General features: G+C 62.4%; 23 protein-coding genes. 10 read left to right on the forward strand and 13 right to left on the reverse strand.

Annotation, left to right across the window (positions count from 1 at the left end; translation table 11 throughout):
* Positions 1-1,023, reverse strand: coding sequence for a TAXI family TRAP transporter solute-binding subunit (locus P8192_RS09375; RefSeq protein ID WP_278156508.1), 1,023 nt, complete (start codon positions 1,021-1,023; stop codon positions 1-3).
* Between the two features lie 158 nt (positions 1,024-1,181).
* Between P8192_RS09375 and P8192_RS09380 the strand changes: the two genes are divergently transcribed.
* From P8192_RS09380 to P8192_RS09390, 3 genes are read left to right on the forward strand one after another with little or no spacing between them, the layout of a single operon-like run.
* The gene (locus tag P8192_RS09380; RefSeq protein WP_278156510.1) at positions 1,182-2,219 is read left to right on the forward strand and encodes a TAXI family TRAP transporter solute-binding subunit; all 1,038 of its coding nucleotides are present in this window, start codon (positions 1,182-1,184) and stop codon (positions 2,217-2,219) included.
* Between the two features lie 13 nt (positions 2,220-2,232).
* Positions 2,233-2,799: a DUF1850 domain-containing protein gene (locus tag P8192_RS09385; RefSeq protein WP_278156512.1), complete on the forward strand. Its 567-nt coding sequence runs from the start codon at positions 2,233-2,235 to the stop codon at positions 2,797-2,799.
* The gene (locus tag P8192_RS09390; protein WP_278156514.1) at positions 2,796-4,934 is read left to right on the forward strand and encodes a TRAP transporter permease; all 2,139 of its coding nucleotides are present in this window, start codon (positions 2,796-2,798) and stop codon (positions 4,932-4,934) included. The genes P8192_RS09385 and P8192_RS09390 overlap by 4 nt, the downstream gene beginning before the upstream one ends.
* 23 nt (positions 4,935-4,957) lie before the next feature.
* Here P8192_RS09390 and P8192_RS09395 read toward each other — a convergent pair whose 3' ends face one another.
* Positions 4,958-5,689, reverse strand: a complete 732-nt coding sequence (locus tag P8192_RS09395; RefSeq protein WP_278156516.1) for a pyroglutamyl-peptidase I — start codon at positions 5,687-5,689, stop codon at positions 4,958-4,960.
* A gap of 62 nt (positions 5,690-5,751) precedes the next feature.
* Between P8192_RS09395 and P8192_RS09400 the strand changes: the two genes are divergently transcribed.
* Positions 5,752-6,840, forward strand: a complete 1,089-nt coding sequence (locus P8192_RS09400; RefSeq protein WP_278156517.1) for an Rv2578c family radical SAM protein — start codon at positions 5,752-5,754, stop codon at positions 6,838-6,840.
* A gap of 4 nt (positions 6,841-6,844) precedes the next feature.
* Here the strand turns inward: P8192_RS09400 and P8192_RS09405 are convergent, their stop codons facing one another.
* A complete protein-coding gene (locus tag P8192_RS09405; RefSeq protein ID WP_278156520.1) occupies positions 6,845-7,321 on the reverse strand; it encodes a (deoxy)nucleoside triphosphate pyrophosphohydrolase in 477 nt (158 codons plus the stop codon).
* Between the two features lie 125 nt (positions 7,322-7,446).
* Here P8192_RS09405 and P8192_RS09410 point away from each other — a divergent pair, with 125 nt between their 5' ends.
* Both P8192_RS09410 and P8192_RS09415 read left to right on the forward strand, forming a co-directional pair.
* Positions 7,447-8,673: an MFS transporter gene (locus P8192_RS09410; protein WP_278156522.1), complete on the forward strand. Its 1,227-nt coding sequence runs from the start codon at positions 7,447-7,449 to the stop codon at positions 8,671-8,673.
* A gap of 59 nt (positions 8,674-8,732) precedes the next feature.
* Positions 8,733-9,002, forward strand: a complete 270-nt coding sequence (locus P8192_RS09415) for a GlsB/YeaQ/YmgE family stress response membrane protein (RefSeq protein WP_278156523.1) — start codon at positions 8,733-8,735, stop codon at positions 9,000-9,002.
* Between the two features lie 109 nt (positions 9,003-9,111).
* Here the strand turns inward: P8192_RS09415 and P8192_RS09420 are convergent, their stop codons facing one another.
* The 4 genes from P8192_RS09420 to infC all read right to left on the reverse strand — a co-directional run bounded on the left by P8192_RS09420 (position 9,112) and on the right by infC (position 11,519).
* Positions 9,112-10,002 (reverse strand): TrmH family RNA methyltransferase, encoded by an 891-nt coding sequence (locus tag P8192_RS09420; RefSeq protein WP_278156525.1) that lies wholly within the window; start codon positions 10,000-10,002, stop codon positions 9,112-9,114.
* Between the two features lie 34 nt (positions 10,003-10,036).
* Positions 10,037-10,423, reverse strand: coding sequence for a 50S ribosomal protein L20 (gene rplT / locus P8192_RS09425; RefSeq protein WP_270104929.1), 387 nt, complete (start codon positions 10,421-10,423; stop codon positions 10,037-10,039).
* 83 nt (positions 10,424-10,506) lie between these two features.
* Positions 10,507-10,701, reverse strand: a complete 195-nt coding sequence (gene rpmI / locus P8192_RS09430) for a 50S ribosomal protein L35 (RefSeq protein WP_270104928.1) — start codon at positions 10,699-10,701, stop codon at positions 10,507-10,509.
* A 110-nt stretch (positions 10,702-10,811) separates the two neighbouring features.
* Complete coding sequence (infC, locus tag P8192_RS09435; RefSeq protein ID WP_431521105.1) at positions 10,812-11,519, reverse strand: translation initiation factor IF-3; 708 nt, start codon at positions 11,517-11,519, stop codon at positions 10,812-10,814.
* A gap of 334 nt (positions 11,520-11,853) precedes the next feature.
* Between infC and P8192_RS09440 the strand changes: the two genes are divergently transcribed.
* The gene (locus P8192_RS09440) at positions 11,854-12,243 is read left to right on the forward strand and encodes a DUF1844 domain-containing protein (protein ID WP_270104927.1); all 390 of its coding nucleotides are present in this window, start codon (positions 11,854-11,856) and stop codon (positions 12,241-12,243) included.
* Positions 12,244-12,267: 24 nt separating this feature from the next.
* On the opposite strand, the gene P8192_RS09445 is transcribed toward P8192_RS09440, so the two are convergent.
* Positions 12,268-12,648 carry a hypothetical protein gene (locus P8192_RS09445; RefSeq protein ID WP_278156528.1) on the reverse strand — a complete coding sequence of 127 codons (381 nt, stop codon included), beginning with the start codon at positions 12,646-12,648 and terminating at the stop codon, positions 12,268-12,270.
* Positions 12,649-13,031: 383 nt separating this feature from the next.
* On the opposite strand from P8192_RS09445, the gene P8192_RS09450 reads away from it, so the two are divergent.
* On the forward strand, positions 13,032-13,280 hold the full coding sequence (locus tag P8192_RS09450) for a WhiB family transcriptional regulator (protein WP_270104925.1): 249 nt from the start codon (positions 13,032-13,034) through the stop codon (positions 13,278-13,280).
* A 61-nt stretch (positions 13,281-13,341) separates the two neighbouring features.
* On the opposite strand, the gene P8192_RS09455 is transcribed toward P8192_RS09450, so the two are convergent.
* The 4 genes from P8192_RS09455 to P8192_RS09470 form a co-directional block, all read right to left on the reverse strand.
* Positions 13,342-14,838 carry a sensor histidine kinase gene (locus tag P8192_RS09455; RefSeq protein WP_278156529.1) on the reverse strand — a complete coding sequence of 499 codons (1,497 nt, stop codon included), beginning with the start codon at positions 14,836-14,838 and terminating at the stop codon, positions 13,342-13,344.
* Between the two features lie 16 nt (positions 14,839-14,854).
* Positions 14,855-19,783, reverse strand: a complete 4,929-nt coding sequence (locus P8192_RS09460; RefSeq protein WP_278156531.1) for an NAD-glutamate dehydrogenase — start codon at positions 19,781-19,783, stop codon at positions 14,855-14,857.
* 88 nt (positions 19,784-19,871) lie between these two features.
* Positions 19,872-21,236 carry an AAA family ATPase gene (locus tag P8192_RS09465; RefSeq protein WP_278156533.1) on the reverse strand — a complete coding sequence of 455 codons (1,365 nt, stop codon included), beginning with the start codon at positions 21,234-21,236 and terminating at the stop codon, positions 19,872-19,874.
* 130 nt (positions 21,237-21,366) lie between these two features.
* Complete coding sequence (locus P8192_RS09470; protein ID WP_270104921.1) at positions 21,367-22,002, reverse strand: SAF domain-containing protein; 636 nt, start codon at positions 22,000-22,002, stop codon at positions 21,367-21,369.
* A gap of 292 nt (positions 22,003-22,294) precedes the next feature.
* On the opposite strand from P8192_RS09470, the gene P8192_RS09475 reads away from it, so the two are divergent.
* A complete protein-coding gene (locus P8192_RS09475; RefSeq protein WP_278156535.1) occupies positions 22,295-22,510 on the forward strand; it encodes a helix-turn-helix domain-containing protein in 216 nt (71 codons plus the stop codon).
* A gap of 8 nt (positions 22,511-22,518) precedes the next feature.
* Here P8192_RS09475 and P8192_RS09480 read toward each other — a convergent pair whose 3' ends face one another.
* Entirely contained in the window at positions 22,519-23,076 is a 558-nt protein-coding gene (locus tag P8192_RS09480) for a hypothetical protein (protein ID WP_278156537.1), read from the reverse strand.
* Between the two features lie 168 nt (positions 23,077-23,244).
* Between P8192_RS09480 and P8192_RS09485 the strand changes: the two genes are divergently transcribed.
* A complete protein-coding gene (locus P8192_RS09485) occupies positions 23,245-23,964 on the forward strand; it encodes a LysM peptidoglycan-binding domain-containing protein (RefSeq protein WP_278156539.1) in 720 nt (239 codons plus the stop codon).
* Positions 23,965-23,971 lie beyond the last annotated feature (7 nt).

Raw genomic sequence — 23,971 nt, forward strand, 5'->3', positions numbered from 1 at the left:
TCAGTTCTCCAAGGCAGAACGATGCGCTACTTTGGCCCGTTCGTAGTAGTTCACCGCGCCCTCGTGCAGTGGCACCGGTAGCGTCCCGATCGCCGTACGTTCACTGAGCTGCCGGATCCCGGGATGCACCTGCACCAAATCCGCGCGGGAATCGAACAGCGTCTCAGTCAGCTGCTCCACCGTTTTGGTGCCCAAATCCTCACGCACCACCAGCAGACTGGAGATTCCCACCGATCGCACCCCGGGCACCCCGGGGTAGGTGTCCACCGGGATCGGCACCTCCTCGAAGTGCGCCCCGTGTCGTTCCGTCAGCGGGGCCGCCCATTCGGAAAGATCAATCAATCGAACCGACGTCCTTTCGGCCAGCTCCGTCACCGCTTGGGTCGGTACCCCGGCCGACCAGAAGAACGCGTCCACCCGCCCGTGTTCCAAGGCATGCACGGACTCTGTCAGGCTCATCGACACCGGCTGCACCGCGTCCGTCCCGGCCTCGGCGTCCAGCCCGGCGATCTCCAGAAACCGGTGGGCCAAAAATTCGGTGCCCGAGCCCGCCGCGCCCACCGAGAGCGTCCCGCCGGCGAGATCGGTGAGTTGCTCCACCGGACTGTCTTCGAGCACCACCAGGTGGGTGTGGTTGTCATAGAGTCTGGCCACCGTGCGAATCCCCAGCGGCTCCTCGAAGGGCCCCTCCCCGCTGACGGCCAGGGCGGTAATATCGGCGAGCGCGAAGCCCACATCTGCCTCACCGCTCGCCAGCATCTCCAGGTTCACCACCGACGCCGCCGTCTGCCGCGCCGTCACCTGTGCATCAGTGCCCTCGGTCGCATGCTGTAGCGCCTCCCCCAGCGAGTGATACACCCCGCCGGGCAATCCCGAGACCAACGTGAGCTGTTCGGGTGCGGCGCCACCACGTTCGTGCACGGTCCACCAGACACCACCACCGGCCAGCGCCACCACCGCGGCCAGGGAAACCACCATCCCGGCACGCACGCGTCGCCGCGGAGGGGCTGGCTGTTCCGTCATCGTCGTTCTACCTCAAGCCTTCCTCAAGTCTTCCTCAAGCTTTCTCTCGGGACATGACTTCAGTGTGACACAGCTCATAGCGTGAAAGAGGCGACGTGACGTATCTCACGGTCTGCCGCTTCGACAGGATCACTCACCACCGAATCACAGGAGTCCTCATGTCTGCCACACGACGCACCACCGCCACCCTTGCCCTGGCGGCCACGGTCGGATTGATTGTCGCCGGCTGCAGCCAGCCCGCCGAATCAGGAGGAGGCGGCGACGGCGAGGAGCAGGACCGCGTTAGCACCATGTCCATCGTCACTGGCGGCACAGCCGGGGTGTACTATCCCATCGGCGGCGCGCTCTCCGGCATCATCGACGACCATGTGGAGGGCACCTCGGCCTCCGTGGAAGCCACCGGCGCCTCTGTGGAGAACATCCGGCTCATCGCCTCCGGCTCCGCCGACATCGCCGTCACCCAGGGCGATGCCGCTGACCAGGCGTACAACGGCACCGGTGACTTCGACGGCGAAGAGCCCATCGAGACCAAAGCCATCGCAGTGCTGTATCCGAACGTTTATCACACCGTCACTCTGGCCAGCATTCAGAATAGGCTCGGGCTCGAGTGCTTCTCCGATATTGAGGGCCACCGATATTCAGTGGGCGATGTGGGGTCCGGCAACGAAGCCACCACCAACCAGGTCTTCGAATCCCTCGGCCTCGACGTCACCTCCGACATCACCCGCAGCCAGTTGGGATATGCCGAAACCACCAACGCCTTGACCAGCGGCGGCCTGGATGCCGGCTCTTGGGTGGTTGGCGAGGGGCACGGCGGCATCAACGAACTAGCCGCCACCGATGATGTTGCCCTGGTTCCGATGTGTGAAGACGAGATCACCGCCATCACCGAAGGCGACGGCGGCTACACGGCACACACGATCCCCGGTGGCACCTACTCCGGGGTCGACGAGGACGTCGAAACCATCGCCGTATGGAACGTGCTGGTCGTGCCCGCCGACTTCAACGAAGAACAGGCCTACGAACTCACCGAGGCCATCTTCGACAATGTCGACGCCATCACCGATGTCTACGCCCCGGCCGCGGATTACCTGACCTTCGACAACGTGGAAAACGCTCCCGTGCCTTTCCACCCCGGTGCCGTCCGCTACTTCCAGGACAACGACGTCGAGGTCCCCGAGGACCTGCAGGGTTAAGGACGCCACCACCGTGAGCACCCCGCGTTCACAGCCGCCGGCTCGTCGATCGCGTCGCGTGATTGGCGGGCTGGTGGCGGCGCTACTGGTCACGGCAATCGGCTTCGGTCTCCTGGTCCCCCTCTGGCCGGCGGTCACCGTGGATCACGATGAGGATCGGCTGGCCGCTTGGCGCACCGAGGCCTTCACCCTCAGCTACATCCATTCCATCGACGGGCTACCGATCGAAGAGGACCTGCGCGTGACTGAGGGTGAGCTGGTGGTCGAACGTACCCGACTGAAGCAATTCGGTGCCGGCATGGGCCATATTGACGGCGAAGGTCAGGGCCGCGCCGACGGCGACTGGTGGGTGGTCGATGACCTGGAGCGTGACATCGGCAGCCAGATGCACCTGCGCGCCGGAGCCACCCGCATCGATCACCGCATTACATCAGCCGAACACGAACTACGACTCTCAGTGTGCCTGCCCGGCGAACGCATCACCATTAGCGCTTCCCGGGTCTCCACACTCACCCTGTTCACTACGCCCGATGACCCCGCATGCGCCGGGGACACGTACCAGAATGAGGAAGATTCATGAGCCAATCAGCGGTGGAAGAAGCCGCCGAGCGCCACGGCGCTCAGCTGCTCCCCGAAGAACTTCGACGGATGAACACCGGGGTCGATCAGGATGACGACTCCGAGGAAACCGATTCCGACACGCCCCTGTGGCATCGCCTCGCCGAACAGCGAGTGGGCACCGGCGGATTCCAGAAGCTGCTGGGTTGGATCATTCTGGCCCTGGCATTGGGCCTTGGCGGATTCCAGATCTACATCGGTGTGACATACAGCTTGGATGCCCGCCAGCAGCGGCTCATCCACCTGCTCTTTGTCCTGACCCTGATTTTCCTCACCGTGCCCGCGTTCAAGAACAAGTTCGGGCGCTCCGTCCCAATGCTCCTGGTCGATCTCGGGCTGATCGCCGCGGCCGTGGTGGTCTCCGTGTACCCGATCGTCAACGCCGCGGAACTCGCTCGCCGCGCCGGCGCCTACGAGACCACGGACTGGGTACTCGGACTCGTGATGACCGTGCTGCTGTTGGAAGCCACCCGACGCACCGTGGGCTGGTTTATGTCCGTGCTGGTGCTGTTCTTCATGTTCTATGCCTGGGCCGGCCCCTGGTTCCCTGGAGATTTCGGCCACCGTGGCGCGACCATCGAGCGCCTTTCCAGCTACGTGTATCTCGGCAACGACGGCATTCTCGGCTTGACCTTGGGCGTGGTGGTGACCTTCGTGTTCATTTTCGTGCTCTTTGGTGCGGTGCTGCAAAAAACCGGAGGTGGTAACTTCTTCATCGGTTTGGCCTTCTGCCTCACCGGCCGCTCCCCCGGCGGTCCCGCCAAGGGTGCGGTGGTTGGCTCGGCCATGATGGGTTCCATCTCCGGCACCGCCTTGGGAAACGTAGCCACCACCGGCCCCTTCACCATTCCGATGATGAAGAAAGTCGGTTACAAGAAGGAAGAGGCCGCGGGTGTGGAAGCAGCTGCCTCCACCGGCGGACAGATTCTGCCGCCCATCATGGGTGCCGGTGCCTTCCTCATCGCCGAGCGCACCGGCATCCCCTACGCGGATATTGTGCTGGTGTCGATTATCCCGGCGCTGATGTACTTCGGCACCGTTTACCTCTTCGTCGACATCAAGGCGCGCAAGCGTGGCATGGCGGGTATGACCAAAGAACAGCTCCCGGTGCTCAAAGAAGTCATGAAGGGCGGATGGCACTTCCTGGCTCCGCTCGTGCTGCTCATCGTGTTGCTGCTGCAGTACGTGCCTCCGGGCCGCGCGGGTCTTTACGCCACCGGCGCTCTCTTCATCGTGGCCATGCTGCGCGGCATCAGCCGGCTGAGTCTGAAAGACATGGGTGAGGTGTTCGTCATCGCTGCACGTAATACCCTGCCCGTCTCCGCGGCCTGCGCCATCGCCGGCATCATCGTTGGCGTGGTTGGCCTCACCGGCCTGGGCCTCGTGATCTCGGATGTGCTGGTGAGCGCCTTCGCCGGTAGCCTGCTGCTCACCCTGATCATGGTCGCCCTGGCGTCACTGTTGCTCGGCGTCGGTCTGCCGGTGACTGCGTCCTATGTCGTGCTGATCATCCTCGCCGGACCTGCCCTGCAGGAACTCGGCTTGGCCGTGATCGTCACGCACCTGATCGTCTACTGGTACAGCCAGGATTCCAATGTCACCCCACCGGTGGCGCTGGCAGCGTTCGTGGCCGCCGGCATCGCGAACTCCTCGCCCATGAAATCAGCATTCCATGCGTGGATTTTCGCCAAGGGGCTCTACTTCATCCCGCTCATGTTCGCCTATTCGGCACTACTGATGACCGGGCCACCCTCCGAAGTGGTCATCGCGACCATCACCGGCTGTATCTCGCTGGTCGCCGTGGCGATGGCAATCGAAGGCTATCTGGTACGAAAGGTGCCCGGATGGCAGCGGATCGTCCTGGCCATCTCCGGGTTCATGGTGATGACCGCTCCCGAGTGGACCGGATGGACAGAGTCCCTGTTCGGCGCTCATGTCGGATCCCCCGTGTTCGTATGGGCAGGCACCGCGGTGACCTGTGTGTTCGTCGCGTTGCAGCTGATTCAGCACAAGCGCTTCGGTCCGCAGATTATTGAGCCGGTTTCCCCGAAGAACGAGGCAACCGCATCGGCAGAGGCGGCTCGGCAGCCCGCGTAGTGCTTCAGCAGTGACCAACCCGGTCAGTGCAATGTTCCGAGGCCGGCCCCCTGAGTGGTGTCGGCCTCGGGCGCGTCTGGGTCGCTAAGGTGCTTCAGAGTTTCCTCCACCACATGACACACGCCAGCCACACTCTCCGCCAGGGGGATTCCCGGATAGACCGTGGAGACATCGGTGTCCCAGGGAACATGGACAAATCCAGCAGATTTCGGACTGTGCTCACCCCACGCGCCGATCTCGACTGCATGCATCAACGCGTAGAAAACGTGATTGCAGACGAAAGTCCCCGCGCTCAAAGAGAGCTCCACCGGCAGTTCCCCCGCCGCTGACACGATGCGACGAGCGGGCAGCGTGGCGAAGATTCCGTCGGGGCCACCAACGACAACCGGTGTCCCGTTGGGTTGACATCCGGCATTGTCTGAGATCCGCGCCTGCTGGAGATTGATTCCGACCTGCTCCACGCCGACTTGCGACCGTCCGGCCGCCAGCCCCAGACAAATTACAACTTCGGGTTCGTGGTGAGCGATGAGGTCGAACAATACCTCGTGCGAGGTGGCAAACTCACAGGGCAGCACAGCCGAGACCACCTGAACGCCTGACCCCAGCAAGGCACGGGCGGCCGCATCAGCAACGGTGGCTGACGGATTGTGCTCGTCATCGCCGAAGGGCTCGAATCCCGTCAGCAATACAGTCGGAGTTTCATGCGTGAAGCTCATGATCATCCATCGTAAATGCCTCGCCGTCAGAAGGGACACCCCTTCTATAGAACATCGAACACTTGCTTGCTTAATCCCAGAACAGGTGTTTCAATAGAAGCATGCGATGGGAAGCGCAGATGCTGCAGGCCGATGACGAGCAACCGGCGGACTCCCCCGGCATTCCAGCCGGACGCACCGCCACTTTGCCCCTCGTTGGCCTGCAGCGTTCCATCACCTCTCCCCAATTCGCTGACACCGTGTTCCATGAAGTTCTGGCCAAGTCGGCGCTCAATCAGGTTCCCGCAGCGTCATCGATGCCGTTCCGCTGGACGGTGAACCCCTATCGGGGATGCACGCACGCCTGCGTCTACTGCTACGCACGCAACACCCACACCTACCTGGATCTCGACGCAGGAGCAGACTTCGACCAGCAGATCGTGGTCAAAGTAAACATCGCCGACGTCTTGAAGGCCGAAGTGAATCGCCCCAGCTGGACCCGAGAAATGGTGGCACTGGGCACCAACACCGATCCCTACCAGCGTGCCGAGGGTAGATATCAGCTTATGCCGGGAATCATCCGCACTCTGGCTGATTCCGGAACGCCGATCTCGCTACTCACCAAGGGCACACTGCTAAAACGCGATCTGCCGATTCTCAAAGAAGCGTCCAGCCTGGTACCTATCCAGGTTGGGGTGTCCTTAGCGCTCCTCGAACCGGCGTTGGCCGCTCGGGTCGAACCTGGAACACCGAGCCCCACCGCCCGACTCAAGCTAATCGAGAAACTTACTGAGGCCGGTGCCGAAGTGTCCGTCATGGCCATGCCGATCTTGCCCTGGCTGACGGATGGCGAGGACGATCTCGAGTCCCTCTTTTCTGCGGTAAGGGACGCTGGCGCACACCAGATCCAAGCTGGTGCGCTGCACCTTCGCCCTGGCGCACGGCAGTGGTACCTCGAATGGATTGAACGCGAACATCCACAATTGCTAGCCGGCTACCGAAACTTTTACGCCCACGGGTCCTACGCACCACAGAGTTATCGACGTGCGCTGAGTCGTCGAGCCGTTTCTGTGGCTTCTCGGATGGGACTTCACTACGGGTCTGCACATCGCGCTCTCCCAGAGCGACCGCGTTCCGCCGCACCGGACTTCGGCGCCGAGACGTCCACGCTGCGAGAACCTGCGCCACTCCAGCCCAGCCTTTTCGACTGAGCGTCTACTCGCCGAAACGCGCCAAAAGGGCGTCGACGATAGGGAAATCGGCGGGAATCCATTCCAGTCGGTACAGTGCCTCAGTCGTCACATCAGTCCACTCCAGCAGGTCGTGGTCCTCCAAGGGCGCTGTTTCACCGGCGACGATCCAGGCTTCAAAGACTCGCATGCGAGCTCCGTTAGCCAAGAGCCACCCGTCTGGGTGATCGGACCGAATCTCGTCCCCCAGCTCGATCTCGACACCCAGTTCTTCCTTGACCTCTCGGATCAACGCCGACTCTGCATTCTCCCCGGGCTCCACTTTTCCACCAGGAAATTCCCACAGGCCAGCCAGAGCCTCTGGAGCACTGCGCCGAGCAGCGAGTAGTTGCTTCCTCGATTCCCGAGTATCGAGTATCGCAGCACCAACGACCCCGCGTTTCTTTTTCGACTGAGATGGCGGCGTACTCGTAGGCACCGCAGAGGAGGAGGCACGACTCATGGTCTCGATGATAGTTCCAACAACGCCTCCCCACATCCGCCGTTGTGATCAATCCGACGTCCGAGAGGAGCCGTTCCGAGGTCTTCTGCGTTGAGAGCGTGTTCTGAGGTCCCTAAACTTGGCTAGTGACGTTTTCCTTTGCTCCGCGCTCGGCTAGCGGACGTACTTATCCTTTGATTCCGGCGGTCCTCGCTCTTGCTTTGGGCGCCTTTGCTATCGGCGTCACCGAATTCACCATCATGGGGTTACTTCCCCAGGCGGTCGAGGATCTTGGCGTGGATCTACCCTCAGGTGGCATCCTCATTTCTGCCTACGCGATCGGCGTCGTGGTCGGCGCCCCGATTCTGGCAGCCGCGCTGGCTACACTCGACCGCCGAATGTCGGCTGGTCTGCTGATGGTTCTCTTCGCGCTCGGCCACTTCGGCTCCATTTTTGCGCCGGATTACACATCGATGCTTGCCGCACGATTCATTTCGGGGCTGCCTCATGGCGCCTATTTTTCAGCAGCCGCATTGGCCGCCTCACATCTCGCAGGCCCGGCACGTCGAGGACAAGCCATCTCGTGGGTCTTGGCGGGACTCTCTGGGGCCATGCTCGTTGGTGCCCCCGCCGCCACGTGGCTGGGCCAAATCACCCATTGGCGCTCCATGTTCATCCTGGTGACCGTGCTGGCCTCGCTGACCGTGCTCTTGGTCTTCCTGCTCGTGCCGCGCGTTCCTGCCCCGGAGAACGCCTCCATCCGTCGTGAACTCTCCGGGTTGAAGTCTGCGGGTCTGTGGAAGGCGATCATCGTCGCGGTGATCGGCTTCGCCGGTGTTTTCGCCCTCTACACCTACATCGCAGAAATTACTGTTCAGGTGGGCGGCATGCCCGCTTCGCTGATTCCACTGGTCCTTGCGATCTACGGCGTCGGAGGCGTGGCCGGCACCCTCCTGGGCGGAAAGATGGCGAATACCAGGCCAGTCTTTACCGTAATCGTGATGATCGCAGCACTCACAGCATCGCTGGCACTTTTCGGTTTGACCTCCCCTTGGTGGATCCTGTCGTGCGTTTTCGTCCTAACGGCCGGAGCGACTGCCTCAGCACTCTCCCCCGCCATGCAGGTCATCCTCGTGGATTCGGCGCCGCAGTCGCCCCAGCTGGCCGGAGCATTCAACCACTCGGCTTTCAACATGGCCAATGCGATGGGAGCTTGGATCGGTGCTGGCGTGCTTCAAGCTGGGTTCGGCGTTCAGGTGACTCCGCTGGCCGGCGCGGCCGTGGCTGCTGTCGGACTCGTACTGGCAGTGCCGCTGCTCGGCGGTCGCAGAATTCAGCGGCGCTCAACCCGTGGCGTCAAGGCCACTGACTAGTAGCCTTCAGATTAGAACGTTCAAGACCTGAACGTCACTCACAGATGAAAGGAGCCATCATGGGCATCATCGCTTGGATTGTTTTGGGACTCATCGCAGGTGCGATCGCACGAATGATCCTGCCCGGCAAGCAAGGCGGAGGCTGGCTCGGTGCACTGCTCACCGGCCTCCTCGGCGCACTGCTCGGCGGCTGGATCGCTTCAGCTATTTTCAATATCAACGTCAACGACGCATTCTTCGATCTGCCAACATGGATCTTCGCGATCTTGGGTGGTGTCATTGTTGGATTCGTCTGGCAGGCCATCACTCGTTCGCGTTCGAAGGCGTAATCACGACGCAGACACACTGAGCTGAGAATAAGGTCGGGGGGGCATGATGCCCCGGCCCGACCTGTGTCTGCCGATGTGAACGAATCCCCGCACACGGCAGCTGAATGACTTAGTGACTTGCGCTGTCCACTGAACCTGCCGCCATGGCCGAGGCATAGAGACAGACGGTAGCGGCGGTGGCGACGTTCAGCGATTCCGCGTGGCCGTACAACGGTACTGCGACGCGAGCATCCGCCAGATCGCGTTCCTCAGGTGATAGCCCCTGCGCCTCATTGCCGAAAAGCCAGGTGGTGGTTCGGGCAAGCGCCGATCCGAGGTTCACAAGATACTCTTCCCCGTACCCGTCAGCGGCGAGAACCTGGTGGCCAAGTTCTCGCACGGAGTCCAGCGTGCTGGACAGGTCAACCGCGGTGAATACCGGAAGGTGGAACAGCGAACCCGCAGTTGAGCGTACGGCTTTGGGATTGAACGGATCTACCGAGCCGCTGGTGAGGAGGACGGCATCGGCACCAGCGGCATCGGCCGCACGAATGATCGTGCCCATGTTTCCTGGGTCCTGGACCCGGCACAGGACCGCCAGCAGTTTCGGTGAGGTAACGTGTTGCTGCAACCATTCCACGCTGCGTCGCGCTCCGGGTAGCGTGCACACTGCGATGACGTCCTGGTGCGTTACCGCGTCGGAGAGCGCTTCGAGCACCTCATCCGTCACCACACGAACCTGAATGGACGCTCGCGCCTGGTCGATGAGCTCGGCGATATCTGGGTGCAGTGCGGCGATGCCTTCAGTGACGAACACTTCTTCCACCACGCCTTGACCCCAGTGCCCCGAGAGGGTCGCCTCAAATTCGCCGAGGTGCGCGCGCAGTGCCTCGCGTACCGACTGGGGGCCTTCGGCCAGAAAACGATTCTGCTTCTGACGCGCTGAACGCCCCGCCAGACGGGCAACGGTCTTCACTCGGTCAGCCCGAGGGTTGCTCATCTGTGCGGGGCGTTCAGTCATGGGTGCGTCGTGATCTCGTTCTAGAAAGAACGGATCAGCGGGATGCTGCCGGGGCGTTGACGTCAGCCGGCAGAGCCTGCTGAGCGGTCTTCACCAGGGTGGCGAAGGTCGCTGCGTCAGAGACGGCGATCTCGGCCAGCATGCGGCGGTCCAGCTCGATCCCGGCCAGCTTCAGGCCCTGGATGAAGCGGTTGTAGGTCATGCCGTTAGCGCGAGCGGCAGCGTTGATACGCGTGATCCACAGACGACGGAAGTCGCCCTTGCGCTTGTGACGGTGCTGGTAGTTGTAGACGAACGAGTGGAGCAACTGCTCCTTCGCCTTGCGGTACAGGCGCGAGCGCTGCCCGCGGTAGCCAGACGCGCGGTCAAGTACCGTACGACGCTTCTTGTGGGCGTTGACCGCCCGCTTCACACGTGCCACGTGCGTTCTCCTTCGATTGGGTCCCTCACTCAGCAATTCGCGCCGGTGATGGAAAGCTGTAGTTGTTGGTCAGGCAGGCAGAATCAGATGCCAAGCATCCGCTTGATGACTTTGACCTTGCCCTTGGAAACGAGCTTGTCCGAAGCAAGGCGACGCGTCAGCCGGGAGGACTTGTGCTCCAGGTAGTGACGACGGTTGGCCTGCTGACGCATCAGCTTTCCGGAGCCGGTCACGCGGAAGCGCTTTGCGGCACCCTTGTGGGTCTTCATCTTCGGCATGGCTGCCGTTCTCCTTCTATTGGTCGCTGGCTTCCGCGACGGAACCAGCTCAACGATCCGCTGGGGATCAGTCTTCCCGAACCGGGTATTCGGTCCGGGTGAGTCTGTGACTACTTCTTCGGAGCGTGAGGCTTCGGGGGCTGAGGTGTTGCCGAGGACATCTTCTTCAGTTCCTCAGGCATGGCATCCGCCACCGAGTTCTTCACCGGCTTGGCGTTCTCCGCTACCGCTTCCTCGCGCTTGGCCTTCGCTTCGCGAGCGGCCTGATCGCGACGAGATCCGCCTCCGGAGCGCTCCTTGTTTCCAGTGGAGTCGCGGCGCGAGTCTGCACGGGCTTCAGCCTTGGTGCGCACCGGCCCCACCACCATGACCATGTTGCGACCATCCTGACGCGGTGACGACTCGACGACTCCAAATTCGGCCACGTCGTCCGCGAATTTCTCGAGCAGTCGAATGCCCAATTCAGGACGTTGCTGCTCACGACCACGGAACTGGATCATGGCTTTGACTTTGTCACCGGCCTGCAGGAACTTCTTCGCCCGCGCCGTCTTGGTCTCATAGTCATGAGTATCGATTTTCAGGCGGAAGCGCACTTCCTTCAGAACCGTGTTGGTCTGGTTCTTCCGTGCCTCACGGGCCTTGACCGCCGCCTCGTACTTCCACTTACCGAAGTCCATCAGTTTGCAGACAGGAGGCTTTGCGGTCGGTGCGACTTCCACCAAGTCGAGATCTGCTTCAACGGCCAGACGCAACGCATCCTCGATACGCACGATTCCGACCTGTTCGCCCTGTGGGCCAACTAGGCGGACCTCGGGCACACGAATGCGTTCATTGATTCTTGGCTCGCTAATGGTGAGTCTCCTTGATAGATATGAGTTGAGCCAGCTCCCGGAACATCAGACGCGGAGACGAAAAAACCTCCGTGCAGATGCAGCGGAGGCCTGTCGACGCCGGTACGGCATCGACCTTCGATCGACAACACGCCCCAAGGAACGATGTCTCAACCGGAGTACCCGGCAACTCGAGCTTCTTTCGAAGTCTTGCTGACGCGGGTGGGAGCTGTGGCCTCCACTTTTCAAACACACATCATACACTGCTTCGCACTCTGATACGAAGCAGATAAACATGCGCGGTCTGTGTCAAGCTTACCCTATGACTGATTCCGACCAGAATCCCGTTGGCCACGACGCCGGCGCCCAGACCGAAGCACCTCTCGACGACCAGGTTCGCGAGATCCACGAGGTTCCCGCCGTGGAACTAATCAACACCACCGCCGTGCACCTCATGACTGCAGCTGCAGTCAAGTGCGGCCTCGCCGATCTGCCCGACGCCGAGGAACAGCAGGACCTGGATGAAGCGCGCAAGCTCATCACAGCCCTGGCCGGCTTGGTCACCGCTGCCGCCCCCGAGATTGGGTCGCAGCACGCCGGTCCGCTACGCGACGGCTTGCGAACCCTGCAGCTAGCTTTCCGTGAGGCTTCACCCTTCCCGGACGCCCCAGGCAAGGGGCCCGGAGAGAAGTACACCGGTGCGGTGAACTGACGAATTTTCCACCGATACTCTGGGTCAGCGGTCAATGTACCGCTGACCCAGATGTGTATTAACGCTCGGGGTGAAGAGCAACAGCAACACCACGGCCGCGGGCACCAGCAGAAGCAGTCCACCGCGAATATCACCGGCACTGAGTGAACCCATCGAGAGGATCGCTGCGAAGAGTTGGATCACAATCACCGCGGCTCGAGTCCACGTCTTTCCCGCCTTGACACCCCAGGCCGTAGCACCCAGCCACACCGCGCCGAGCAAAATCAGAAAGACGAGAAACAACTGTGCCGGAACCCCCAAGGCACCGTCCCCGAGCATGACGATCACCATCATGGCGGATACGACCAGCGCAGCAGCCTGCAGCCCCACGATGAAGGCGATCCCCCATGCCGCAGGCGGCGTCACCGACCTGACTTCTTCACTCACTGAATTCACTCACTTCCGAGGCAGATGGTCCAGCAGACAGCCTATCGCCCATGGCCGCACACCCATTACTACTCATGAGTTAGGTAAGGCTCAGCAACGTGACAAAGACCTCCCGTATACCGCCGCATTTCTTCCCGAGAACCCTTGTATGGCGTTTCGGTGCGTGTCATGATAATTGGGACATTTCGCAGGATGAAATTCATCCCCCAGATTTAAATTGATCTCATGTCTAGATCATCACGAGTTCATCGGCTGTTTACTCACGAATTCTCTCAGAGGAGATTTTCAAAACAGCACCTTTCCCTCACCGAGGGTCGGCCATTCGTGTTGATTCAGGACTGATCAGAAGGAGAGTGCACCGCATGGATTGGCGTAGCCGCGCAGCCTGCCTCAACAAAGACCCCGAGCTGTTCTTCCCGGTCGGCAACACCGGCCCAGCACTGCTGCAGATCGAAGAAGCCAAGGCCATCTGCCGTACGTGCGAGGTCATGGATACCTGTCTGCAGTGGGCCATGGAAAGCGGCCAGGACGCTGGCGTCTGGGGTGGCACCAGTGAAGACGAGCGTCGCGCGATGAAGCGCCGCGCCGCACGCGCACGTCGCGCTTCCTGATACTCGGATCACCTACGCGTCTTGGGGGCGCAGACCTTTTGCGGTCTGCGCCCCCATTGCTTTAACGATCGTGGAGCGGCACCGTGATCCTGACCTCAGTACCGGGCAGCTGGTCCCCGGCTTCCGAACGAGGGTGCCATTCGATGCGCCCACCCAAATCTGATTCCACCAAGGTCGTCACAATCTGCAGGCCTAGACCACCGGCACCGCTCGGCTTCACCGGCACCGTGTCGGCTTGATCCGTGGGGCCCTCGTCGCGCATGATAATGCTCAGCCATTCGCCGTCGTCGTCCGTCCGGCGGCTGGCTTCGAGCTCAACCACTCCGCCTCCAGCTTTGGTGCCGTGCTCCACAGCATTGGTCGCCAATTCGTTGATCACCAGCGCCAAGGGTGTGGCCATGCTACCGGGCAGGGTCCCGAAAGATCCGTGCATACGCGCACGCACATTCGGTGCGGCCGAGGCCACTTCGACGGCCAGGGTGAACTGCCGCGACAGCAGCCCATCCATGTCGAGGTCGTCCTCGGTAGTGAAGGACATGGTCTCGTGGACCAGAGCGATGGTGTCCACCCGCTGCATGGCCTGTTCCAGCCCACGACGAGCCTCGGGAGAACTCATCCGCCGGGATTGCATGCGCAGCAGCGAACCCACCGTCTGGAGATTGTTTTTCACCCGGTGGTGGACCTCCCGGATGGTCGCATCCTTGCCCATCAGTTTGAGGTCACGACGACGAATTTCCGTTACCTCGCGCAACAGCACCAGCGCACCGAAACGCTCCCCGTCGCGGCGCAGCGGAACCGAACGCAATGACAGGCTGACCGTGCGCAGGTCGATGGAGGCCCGCCCCGCGCTGCGGCCGAAGAGTACCGCCGGCAGGTTTTCATCCACGGGGCGACGCTGATCCATGTAGTCTAGTGCCAACCGTGACAGCTGCCGGCCTTCCAATTGCTCGCTGATCCCCAGCTTCCGGAGCGCCGAAATCGCGTTCGGCGAGGCGAAGGTGACCAGTCCGTGGGCATCCATCCGGATCATCCCATCCCCCACACGCGGGTTGTCCCACACCACGGTGGGCGAATGCGCGTCAGGTTCCGGCCAGGTACCTTGAGCGATCATCCGCAGCACATCATCTGCGCTAAGCCGGTAGATGGCTTCCAGTCGCGAGGGCACCCGCTGGGTGGTGAGGTTCTGATGTACCGTCACCACCGCAATGGGATGCCCGCCGCGCATGACCGGCCAGACGGCAACCCCCAGAGAACTGCCCGGATTGGGCACGTCGTTGGGATTCACCGTCTGACCCGTCATCCAGGCTTGCTGCACCAGTGGTTTGAGACCGACGCGCGGCGAAGACCCGACCACATCACGGTGCAGTGTGGTCTGCGCGGTGAAGGGTCGGGCCTGTGCCACAGCGGTGAACCCCGTCGTGTCATTTGACCCCGGTTGGCTGGCCGGTGCCCAGAGGACCAGGTCAGAGAACGCCAAATCGGCGATCATCTGCCAGTCATGGGTGAGCCGGCGCAGGTGCTCCTCGGTGTCTTCGCTCATCGCGACGGGAAAGACCATGCACGGATCTTACCGCTCATTGCACCAAGCTTCGCAGTCGACGCAACATCACGGTCAATGCAGCAAGGTCGGTCTTACCGGTCTTCTCATCAGGGGTGAGCTGGTCATGCACCCCGTCCAGGAAGGTGCGCAGTCGCTCGATCCTGGTTTCGTTCTGGGTGTGCCAGCGACCCAGCAGATCCTCTGTGCTGAGGCCTTCCTCGTTATGACTGAGCACCGACTCGGTCACCTGGATCATCCAGATGTAGAAGTCGTCACGCATTGCCCCGCGTGCCAGTGCCTGCCACCGGGTGCGGCGCGGCAGGAAGGTGATGAAGTCGAGCAGCTCATCTGCGCTGAATTCGTCGTAAAGCCGGAAGTAGACTTCCGCCACCCGCACCGGGTCCAGGTCCTGGCGACGGGCCAGGGTCACGATATCCAGTAGCGCGTAGGTTTCGAAGGCCATCGCGCGCACCGCGGCGATCCCCTCAGGGAAGCCCGCACGCAGGTTGTTCTCCTTCCACAGCGTGTAACGCTCGTCGACCTCGCCGACAAATATTCCTGGCAGGAGGGCGGCCAGGCGCTGCACCGGCACGGCAAGATCCCCGATCTGGTCCTCGAGGGTCTCGTCAATCCCGCGATGCAGGATCATCCACCGCACGGCACGGTCCAGCAGTCGGCGCAGTTCCTGGTAGGCCAGGCTGCGCGTGGCCGGGTCGATGCCCACCGGGAGGTCTTGGAGCTGAGACATGTAGCGGTCCAGCCAGTAGATCTCCTTGGAGGCGATGTAGGCCTTGACGATCGCGGTGGTCTCCGCGCCGGTTTCTTCCTGGGCGCGGAACACGAAGGTGGTGCCGCCGACGTTGACGACGTCGTTGGCCACCATCGTGGCGATAATCTGACGCCGCAGCGGGTGCGCCTGAATCGCATCCACCCGCGAGCGCACACGGCGCGGGAAGTACTGGATCAGCACCTTGGCGAACCAAGGGTCGTCAATCAGGTCGGATTCCAGCAGCTGTTCGGTCAGGTTGATCTTGGTATAGGCCTGCAGCACCGACAGCTCGGGAGTGGTGAGCCCCTCCCCCTGCTGGACCCTCTGGTTGAGCTCCTCGGTGGTCGGGATCGATTCGATGCTGCGATCCAGCCCGGCGTTGGCTTCCAACCAGGAGGCGTGCCGGATGAAGCTGGGCATCCAATCCGACACCCGCGCCGAGTCGTTACGCAACAACACGTTCTGCGCCTTGTTGGTGGCCAGCACCAGCTGTGCAACGTTATCAGTCATGGAGCGCAGGGTTTCGGCACGCTCGTCGGGATCGAGACTGCCATCCTGGATCATCGCGTTGAGCAGGATCTTGATGTTCACCTCATGGTCTGAGGTGTCCACGCCGGCCGAGTTGTCGATGGCGTCAGTGTTGATTAGTACCCCGTTGCGCGCGGCTTCAATGCGGCCCAGCTGGGTGGCTCCCAAGTTGCCGCCTTCAACGACCACAGTTGCGCGCAGATCGGCACCGTTCACTCGGATCGCGTCATTGGCACGATCGCCCACGACGTCGTTGGACTCGCCGGTGGCCTTGATGTAGGTGCCGATGCCGCCGTTGTACAGCAGGTCGACGTCGGCGCTGAGCACCGCTTTGAGCAGCTGGGTCGGCGTCATGGTGGTGACGCTCTCGTCGAGGTCCAGCAGCTCCCGGATCTCCGGGGTGATGCCGACCGACTTGGCCGATCGGTCGAACACGCCGCCGCCGGTGCTGATCAGTGCGGGGTCGTAGTCGGACCACGACGAACGGGGCAGCGAGTACAGCCGCTCGCGTTCCTGGAAGGAGACCTCCGGGTCGGGGTTCGGGTCGATGAAGATGTGCAGATGGTTGAACGCTGCCACCAGGCGGGTGTGACGGGACCGGAGCATGCCGTTGCCGAACACGTCCCCCGACATGTCGCCGATGCCCACCGCGGTGAAGTCCTCGGTCTGCACATCATGACCGAAGGAGGCGAAATGGCTGCGTACGGACTCCCAGGCGCCACGGGCGGTGATGCCCATGCCCTTGTGGTCGTAGCCTTCGGAACCGCCCGAGGCGAAGCCGTCGCCGAGCCAGTGCCCGTATTCCTCAGAGATGGCGTTGGCAGTGTCCGAAAAGGAGGCGGTGCCTTTATCAGCGGCCACCACAAGGTAGGCGTCCGGTGCGTCGTGACGGATGATGCCTTCGCGGGTGATCGTTCGGGTCCCCTCGGCATCGACGACCTGGTTGTCAGTGACGTCGAGCAAACCGCGGATGAAGGTGCGGTAGGCGTCCTTGCCCGCTTCCATCCACGCCCCGCGATCCACCGAGGGGTCGGGCAACCGGTGCGCGTAGAACCCGCCCTTTGCGCCGGTCGGCACGATGACGGCGTTCTTGACCTGCTGGGTCTGGACGAGGCCGAGCACCTCGGTGCGGAAGTCCTCTCGACGATCGGACCAGCGCAGTCCGCCGCGAGCGACCGCGCCGAAGCGCAGATGGGTGCCGGAAACGTCTGGCGATTCCACCCAGATCTCGTGGGCTGGGCGAGGCGCCGGGGCGAACGGGATGCGCGAGGGAACGATCTTCAGCGACAGCCACTCGTGGTGCTGGTAGAAGTTCGTGCGGTCGGTGGCTCCCATGGCGGTGAGGTAGCCGCGCAGCACACGGTCGGCGTCCAGCGTCGGCACGGCGTCGAGTGCGACCAGGATGTCCTCGTTGACGGCGTCGAGCACCTGGTGGCGCAGCTCGGAGGCTTCACCCCCGTATTCGAAGTCATCGACCAAGGCTTCCGGCCGGCTGACGATCTCCGTATGCTCCGGGTCGAACCGCACCTGGAAGTACCGCACCAGGCCAGCGGTCACGTTAGGGTTGCGCAACAGTGTGTCCGCCATGAAATCCGGCGAGTGGGGCACGCCCAGCTGCCGCAGATAGTGTCCGTAGCCGCGCAGCATCGACACGGTACGCACGTCGAGTCCCTGGCGCAGCACCAGGCGGTTGAATGCGTCCGAGGCGGCGCGCCCCGTCATCGCCTCGGCCACCGATTCGGAGACCAGATTCGAAACGGGCCCGAGCTCGATATCGTCTGGTGTCAGCACACCGAGGTCGTAGAGGTGGAAGGTCCGGCCATCGGCCGGGGTGATCACGAAGGGACGCTCATCGGTGACGGTGAGTCCCAGGTTCTGGATCACGGGCAGAATCTCGGTCAGCGTACGGGGCGTATCCGAATAGATTTTCAGGCGCAGACGTTCGTCGTCCTCATCCGCATCCCGTACGGCTTTGTCTCCGGGCGGGGCGATGTAGACCGCCGGGGTGCCGTCGCCGGGCAGGGCGGTGAAACGGGAGATGTCCTCGAGCGCATCCTCCACCTCGTAACGGACTCGGTAGGCTGGCGGGAAGGCCTCGTCCCAGAGCTGGGCGGCGGCCACACCGGTGTCTTCGCCGAAGACCACCAGGGCCTGTTCGTCCACGCCTTCTTTCCACGAACGAACGGTGCTGACCAGCTTCTGCTCCAGCAGATCCGACTGCAGCGAACCGGACCGGTCCCAGTCGGAAGGCAACTGCACGCGGAAGAACAACCGTGCCAGCGACGATTCGGTGAGTCGCACCTGATATTCCACCGAGACACCGCCGAGCTCGTCGAGCAGCAGCGCTTCGATGCGGTGGCGCACCCCGGTGTTGTATCGGTCTCGCGGCAGGAACACCAGCGCCGTCAGAAAACGACCGTAGATGTCACGGCGCAGGAACAACCGGGTCCGTCGGCGCTCTTCGAGCTGTAGGATTTCCCGGGCCACGTCCCAGAGCTGTTCGGCGGTCATTTGGAACAGCTCGTCGCGGGGGTAGGTTTCGAGCAGGTTGGTCAGCTCGGAACCAGAGTGCGAGGTGCGCGAGAAACCGGCCAGATCGAAAACCTCGTCGACCTTCTCACGCAGCACGGGCACGTCCCGAATGGAGACGGTATAGGTAGAGGCGCTCCACAGCCCGATGAACCGACGCTCCCCCACCACACGACCGCGCTCGTCGTAGGTCTTGACCGCCACGTAGTCCATGTAGGCGTGGCGCTGGACACGCGAGCGGGAGTTAGTCTTGGTGATGATCAGCGGGGTCGGCTTCTCAATCTGGTTGCGACCTGACACGCTCAGCGGCGACGGCGACGCAGGCGGTCGGCCGCGCAGCACACCGAGACCGGTGCCTTCCACGGGGTGCAGCACCTGGTGGTTATCTCCGGTGCGCAGTACGTACTCGCGGTAGCCGATGAAAGTGAAGTTGCCGTTGCGCATCCACTCCAGCAGGTCGGCCGAGCGGTTGACCTGCAGCGCCTGCGACGGCGCATCGTGACGCAGCGTCTGAGCCGCACTCAGCGCGGCCGCCCGCATCTCTTCCCAGTCGCGCACGGAAGCGCGCACATCGGCCAGAGCCTGCGTGACGCCTTCTTCCAGTTCCGCGGCGGCCGCTTCGGACATTGGACCGGTGGTGTGGATGCTAATCCAGGATTCCACGCCCACTCGCACGTCGTCACCGCTCAAATAAGCACCGAGACCGGTCAGCGCGGCCGTATCGCCGGAGGCCACGGGACCCTGGGCCGGAATATCGAAGATGCCGACCAGTTCACCGGTGTCTTTCTGATGATGCGTCAGGAAGGTGGGGTGGGCGACCATGTGGATGGCGTACCCCTGCCGAGTCACCTCAGCGGCAACGGAATCCACCAGGAAGGGCATATCGGCTTGCACCACACGCAGCACTGCGGAGGTGGTGGCCCGATCCACACGCACCACCGGCTCCTCGCTGACGCGCCGTTGCGCCAGCTTGAGGTGATGTTCGACCGCTTCGAGCCGTCCTCGTTGACCGAGCTCTTCTTGATCGTTGTGCGAGACGTGGCGAAAATACGCCTGCGTGAGTTTTTCAATGGCGGGTCCGGACGTGGTCGACTCGGAGGCATGCTCGAGCGACCAGAGCGAGACGGTAGCAGTCATCTGAGTGCAATCTCTTTCATGGTGGTTTTGCGGAGCCCCATTGCTCCACGTCACTACCCTACCGATAGCCCGCCGCGTGTTGTAGTTCTCACCCCTGTTTGGTTCGGCTAAATCTGTTCACGATTCTGCTCACCGGGTTCATCGTCGCACGGGTGCTTCCACGACGACGCCGACGGCTGTCCCGTTGTTCGGATGACAACACCGACGCTGACCTGGACGCTGGCTCCGACTGAAGCCCTTCCGCACCGGCCCGCACTCTCGCGGCGACACCGGCGATCGCGATGCGGATGGATGATTTCGGGGAGGCTTCCGCCAGCACTTGGCCGCCGAACAGGGCGTTGGATACCGCTTTGGCGTCGTGGGGCAAGAACGCATGCACCTCGTACTGGGATCCGTAGCGGCTCCACACCGAACGGATCTGCGCCCGCGGACCCACACCGGAGGTGCTGGCGCTGACCTTGTTGATCACCGGATCGATGCGCACTGACTTCTCAGCGCTGACCAGGCGCTCCACGTCATCGAGGCCCTTGATCAGTCGGGGCAGACCCACGGGGTCCCCCGTCCCGATCGCCAGCACATGATCGGCTGCCGTCAGGGCGGTCAGCGTGGCCCCGTTGCGCTGCGGGGCGGGCACATCGAAGCTGAGCTCTTCGTCTTCTTCCAAGCCGAATCCGCAGTCCACCACGACGTGGCTCCACTGGTCGGTCGCACGGGACAACACCTGAGCCAGCGACGCCGCGCGCAACTCAGCCCAACGATCCGGACGAGTCAGCCCCGTCAGCACGTCGATCCTGGTCCCGGCCACTCGAATCGGAGAGGCCAACGATTTCAGCCTGGCCCCGCTGATGTCGGCGCGTTCTGCGGCACGGCAGGCCTGAGCGATACCGGCGGAATCATCGAGCAAACCCAGCATCGCAGCAACCGATGCGCCGTAGGTGTCGGCATCGATGAGGACGACGTCTTCACCTGCCAGCCCCAATTCCACCGCCAGGTTGATAGCAACGGTGGTGCGACCCGGCGAGCCGATCGGGCCCCATACGGCGGTCACGGTGCCAGGTGTCTGTCTCGGTTGCCCGGCGTCGCGATGAGTCGACGGGGTCCCTGCAGACTCACCGGCGTCGTCCTCGACAGTCCATGGCGCAGCATCGCCACCGGAATGTTCCGCGCCAGCCGGTTCTACAGTCTTGGATCGCCAACCCTGGTCACTTTCGCGGTGCTGCCGCACCACGTCAGAGAGCCACGCCACCAACTTCGACGGATCCAGGTCCGGGCTGGTGGCGGCAATGCCTAACGATTCGAGGCGCTCCCGTTCCGACGACACATCCGAAAGGACCGCCAACGCCGGTGAGCGACCGCCCGGTATCTGCACCGCTTCCAGAACGTTGCGACCCACATCATCGGTGTCACCAGCAACCAGCATAAGATCGACGATCCCCGACCGCCCCAAACTCATGAGTTCGGGTAGATCATCACAGCGGTGCGTGACCAAAACATTTCCACGAACTGATTCAATACTCGTCACATGGTCGAATCGCGGGTTGAACGTGGTGGCAACAGTTAGCGGTTTCATCCGTCTCCCCGTGTCAGGACGAGCCCAGTGAGGGAACGATGGTCATCCGCGCCCCATTCGCCTGTGCACCCAAAATTTCCGGCACTTCTTCAGGACCCAGCATCAAAGCGACGTTGCCCGTGACACCGGCTCCGAACGCGGTTGTCGATTCTGAGGTGCCCACGACTTCGGCAGAGACGGCCACCTGCTCGGGCTCGAAGAATCCGCGGCCGGTGTCATCTGGGAAAGCGACCCATAGGTCGACTCGGTCGCCGTTGCTGAGATGCTCCGGCACCACATCCGAGACTTGAACCGTGATCTGCTGACGTTCTTCGGGGTCGCGAACAGCAAGCCCACCGGCAGGCAGTAGTTCGCCCTGCCGTACGGTCGCCACAGCCGCCACATTGTCGGGCACCGGCTGATCGGCCGGCAGGTAGCCTTGCGACGAATCCCCCAGATTCGCTGACACCACGGTCAGGTGCTCGGCTTTGAGCGCGGTACCGGGGGTGATGTCCTGGGCGGCCGCCCAATACTCAACCCGAGAATCGGCCTGACGGACCAAAAGAACCACCGCTGCGACGGATACCATCACCAGCAGAACACCCACCAACAGTCGTGGATCTTTCCAGCCAGGTCGTCTCAGACGTGGAGCATCAGCGCGATCGGTCATCTCGACTCTCTCCTGGTCATTGGTCGTACCTTCAAACTGACATACTGTCGGAATGTCAGCGCGACGTACAGGCCTTCGTCTTCATGTTCAGTCACATTCTCAACTCCGCCGTGCACGCTTTCACCACTGTACGGCAAAGAGCATCAAATTGGGCCAAAACTGATCATTCTGTGGATAACCGGCCTCATTTATCTCCTCAGTGAACAGCCTGGTGGAAACTCGCCCTCGGACTTCACTCTTGTGAGAAACTGAGATGGATTATGATTCATCGACAGAGAAACGGACGGTCATCATGCCTCGCTTCTTGACGCTGACCGATGTTGCGGAAGAACTGCAGATTTCGGTGGCGCAGGTGCGCGCCCTCGTTCGCTCAGGCGAACTGGCGGCCATCCAGATCGGCGGTCGAGGGCAGTGGCGCGTCGAGACTGCCAAGCTGGAAGACTACATCCAGGGGCTCTACGCCTCTCAGGAAGTCAAGGTTAAAGAGCGCCAGCGCGCCGATTCCTGAGGACTACATCAGTCCATAGCCATCCGGTGCGCACGCACCGTCTGGACGGCCGCCATCGGGATGGCCCGGCGCAGTCTGCTGCCACGCCTGCCGCCTCCACTCAGTGATGCGGTGACTTCGATATAGTCCGCACCCACCAGGTCAATCCGCCCCTCCGCCAGCACGCACCCCGATACCGAGGTGACGGCGACGAGCTCGCGACGACGCGACAGCGAACGACAGGCCGCTGCAAAACTGGCCCCGACGCGAGGCTTTTCTTCGGGTGGAGCCGCCCTGCTCAGATCGGCATCGACCATTTCAATTGCGCGCGTGGTCACAATGAGACTTCCCGCACCGTCGTATCCACCCAGCCACTCTGGGGCGGCAGACTGCAGCATCATGGGCATCATTCCACCACCAGTCAGGCCCACGCGCACCTGAGTACCCACAGCGGCCTGAAGACGCTGCCCTAAAGCAATCTGCGCCCTGTCGCCGCGTGTGAGCTCGGCCGCCGTGGCTTCAATTTCCTGCCACCGTTGCGCCGCCAGCTCACCTTCCAGATCAGCGAACAATGCTTCCCATCTCATCGCACCAGACTAGCGCCTACCCGAACTAGTCTGCGCCTCCGTCAACATCGCAAAAATCATCAAACTACATCAAAATGCACACAACAGAGTTCTTTAGCATCTATTGACACCTAGTCGACATGATTGATAGAACATTGTCATTGCCGGACCATCGGAGACGAGGACACCATGACGACAGCAATCACGAAACCGACGGAGCGATCTCTCGAGGCTGCCAATGTTGCGCTCCTCGTGCTCACGGTCATCAGCGGACCTCTGCTGGTGTGGCTCGGCCTGCAAGGAAAATCCACACAGAGTGCCCTCGGCCAGGTAGAGCTGTTGGTCGCGGCCGGTTGCGTGGTCATCGGCATTTTGATCTGCCTCATCACACTGACCATGAGCCTCGGAGCCGTCCTCATGCTCGTTGGGCACCGCATCCAGTCACGCCGGTGGATGCGGTGGGGTTGGGCGATCAGCCCGTGGTTCCTGCGGCGACTGGCCGTCGGCGTTCTCGGGGTGCACCTCGTATCGGGCGGCGCCGCGTTCGCAACCGAATCCTCGTGGGAGGCACCGTCGCCGGCGTGGAGTCAGCACACGACGTCGGCTCTGACACACACCCACCCGACCGACGTGGCTCGGGCATCGGCATCGGACGGGGGATGGATGCCGGTGGCACCGGAGGTGGTGGTCACTTCCCCCGACCACCGCACCACGCACCTCGAGCACATCGTTGTCACCGGTGACAGCCTGTGGCGTATCGCGGCTGCAGAGCTCGGACCTTCGGCGACAGCCTATGAAATCGACCAACGTTGGCGGCAATGGTGGCAGGAGAACCGTCACAGCATCGGCGACAACCCCCACGTCCTGATTCCCGGAACGGTGTTGACCACTCCGGCTTGGACTCACTAATCACCTT

Origin of the sequence: Citricoccus muralis (assembly GCF_029637705.1) — a bacterium.
Taxonomy (GTDB): domain Bacteria; phylum Actinomycetota; class Actinomycetes; order Actinomycetales; family Micrococcaceae; genus CmP2.